This window comes from Synechococcus sp. W55.2 (genome assembly GCF_047461635.1).
Classification (GTDB): Bacteria; Cyanobacteriota; Cyanobacteriia; order Thermostichales; family Thermostichaceae; genus Thermostichus.
The window spans coordinates 1-2,657 of the sequence record NZ_JANSHM010000111.1; the positions used below are offsets into that span (position 1 = coordinate 1).

General features: G+C 55.1%; 1 protein-coding gene and 1 CRISPR repeat array. The gene reads right to left on the reverse strand.

The features are described 5' to 3' along the window. Window positions 1-41 precede the first annotated feature (41 nt). A CRISPR array of direct repeats spans window positions 42-1,338; the repeat unit is 36 nt; unit sequence GTTCCCCCTTCGGGGGGATCCCTAGAAATTGGAAAC. A gap of 72 nt (window positions 1,339-1,410) precedes the next feature. After that, the gene (locus tag NW828_RS13695; protein ID WP_011432471.1) at window positions 1,411-2,388 is read right to left on the reverse strand and encodes a CHAD domain-containing protein; all 978 of its coding nucleotides are present in this window, start codon (window positions 2,386-2,388) and stop codon (window positions 1,411-1,413) included. Window positions 2,389-2,657: the final 269 nt, after the last annotated feature.

Below are 2,657 nucleotides of genomic sequence, written 5' to 3' on the forward strand. Positions count from 1 at the left end.
GTCTTGCATTCCTTGCCCTGCTTGGGTTTAATAGGGGTGGAGTTCCCCCTTCGGGGGGATCCCTAGAAATTGGAAACGCTCTACCGGATTGCTGAAGCCAGAGCACTGTCCGAGAAGGTTCCCCCTTCGGGGGGATCCCTAGAAATTGGAAACTTGTCCACTTCTGAGAGTTCCTCGGCACCTCCGGCTTGAGCTGTTCCCCCTTCGGGGGGATCCCTAGAAATTGGAAACCTACCTCCCTTCACTGGGGATAAAGAACACCCAGGTATGAAAGTTCCCCCTTCGGGGGGATCCCTAGAAATTGGAAACATTCGCAAAGCTCTTTCCCTTGGCGTACCTATGTATAGTTCCCCCTTCGGGGGGATCCCTAGAAATTGGAAACTCCGATACATACCACCCTCCATCCTCCCCTTTCTCGCAGTTCCCCCTTCGGGGGGATCCCTAGAAATTGGAAACCCTCCAAGATCCGATCCAGCCTTCCAGGCTGTCGCCTCGGGTTCCCCCTTCGGGGGGATCCCTAGAAATTGGAAACTCTGATGGATCGTCGTTTATCGCTTGTAGAGCAAAGTAGTTCCCCCTTCGGGGGGATCCCTAGAAATTGGAAACTTGAGGCTGTCGATCACCATGTATAATGCGCCCTTCGTTCCCCCTTCGGGGGGATCCCTAGAAATTGGAAACTCCATCTACTGTGTTCGCTAACGCTCACACGCCGCCCGTTCCCCCTTCGGGGGGATCCCTAGAAATTGGAAACTTGAGGGGCTCCCCTGCCCACCGTGGGCAGCAGCTTGTAAGTTCCCCCTTCGGGGGGATCCCTAGAAATTGGAAACCGATTTCCACGGAGACGATTCTCGGAAGCCCTAGAGGTTCCCCCTTCGGGGGGATCCCTAGAAATTGGAAACTTAACGGCCATACCCGACAAGTTCAACCAACCATCATGTTCCCCCTTCGGGGGGATCCCTAGAAATTGGAAACCCCTTTGGCTGTTAACAACCCACCCTTGGAAGCAAAGTTCCCCCTTCGGGGGGATCCCTAGAAATTGGAAACCTCACATTCTGACCTCCTTGTTCTCAAGCTGTTCAAGTTCCCCCTTCGGGGGGATCCCTAGAAATTGGAAACAAGATCCACCGGCAGGCAGAGACAGATGCTTGCCGGTTCCCCCTTCGGGGGGATCCCTAGAAATTGGAAACTTGCGTCCAGTCAGTTTGTACATGGTAGTCATTTGATACTCGTTCCCCCTTCGGGGGGATCCCTAGAAATTGGAAACTTGTAGTTCGGTGCCCAGGAGGGAATTGGGATCTGGACGTTCCCCCTTCGGGGGGATCCCTAGAAATTGGAAACCCTATAGCCACAAAAAATCCCCCGCCAATAAGGCGGGGTTTTTCCTTCGGGGGGATCTATAGAATTGGAAACCTAGGGATCCCCAGTTGGAAAGAAATTGGAAACAGAGAAAAGATTAGAGTAAAGCCGGTGCTGCTCGGCAGAGGCCAGGCAGCGCTGTTGGTGCTCAGGCCACTCCTGGAGGGCTAGTTTTTGTTGTTCCTGGAGAAGGGTTTGTAGGTCTGAGTCTGCAGGCAGCTCGCCTTGCAAAACCTGCAAATCGTTAAAGCGGCCCAGTTGATCCTGCAAGCACTTCAGGGTTGCTATCCAATCTTGCATGGTTTCCCCGTAAAAGGGCGCAAAAAACTCCACCTGATAGCGCAGCCGTTTGGTGGCCTTGCGCAGCTCGTGCAGTTGCTCAGCCTGGGCTTCCGTTGCGGGGAAAGCAGGGATCCGCCAGCCTGGCTGCAGCAGCCACTGGGCCAGCAGGGGAGTCAGCAAGTGGGGCAAGCTTTCCGGCAAAGGCAGCTCCGCCTGGGGCTTATAGCGGGGGTGAGCCAGCCACTGCTCGCAGGCAGCTTGAAACGCCAGGAAGTCAGCATCTTCAAGAATGCGGCGGGAGCGTTTCTCGGCTTGGGTTCGACGTTGCTGCAGATCTTGTTTTAGCTTCTCCAGTTCTGCCTGCTGGGCTGCCGGGATCCCTTCCCAGCAAGGTTCCTGCAGGATTTCCAGCAGCACGTCCAGATCCCGCTGCTTGCCCAAAGCACTGGCCAGCTTTTGCAGGCGTTTGGGCTTGAGAGGCTTGGGCAGCCGGACGGATCCCTGAAATACCTGCACCCAGGTGCCAATACGGCGCAGGGTCACCCGGATTTGGTGCAGAGACTCTGCCGCTTCTGGATGCTGGGTCAGAACTCGCTTTACGTGTTTCTGCAGCCGCTGCCATTGCTGGCTCAACAGCTGGTGGGCCCAGGCGGCCACGGTTGGCAAGGGCGCAGATGAGGGCAAGGTCAAGTGCAAGGACTCCGTCCCGCTGACGCGATCGGTTTTCAGCTCAGCAGCAACAGCGTCCACAGCCAGTCTCCTCTACCCAAAACGAGAACCAAGAGGGCAGCAGGCTCTTTTCACATAGGTCATCCAGCCTAGCTTGAGGTTACCCCCGCCTCTTCCTTTTTAACCTAATCTTAACCTTGGTAAACCGAGCAGGCTGTGGCCAGGGAAACTGTCGCGAGCTTTGGCCTGTCGCGCCATTCCCGTCAGCGGAACAGAGCATGACTCTAGTCAATAATAAGCTCAACTATACTGAAAATAATGTATAATATGTTCAGTACGGATTACTACCA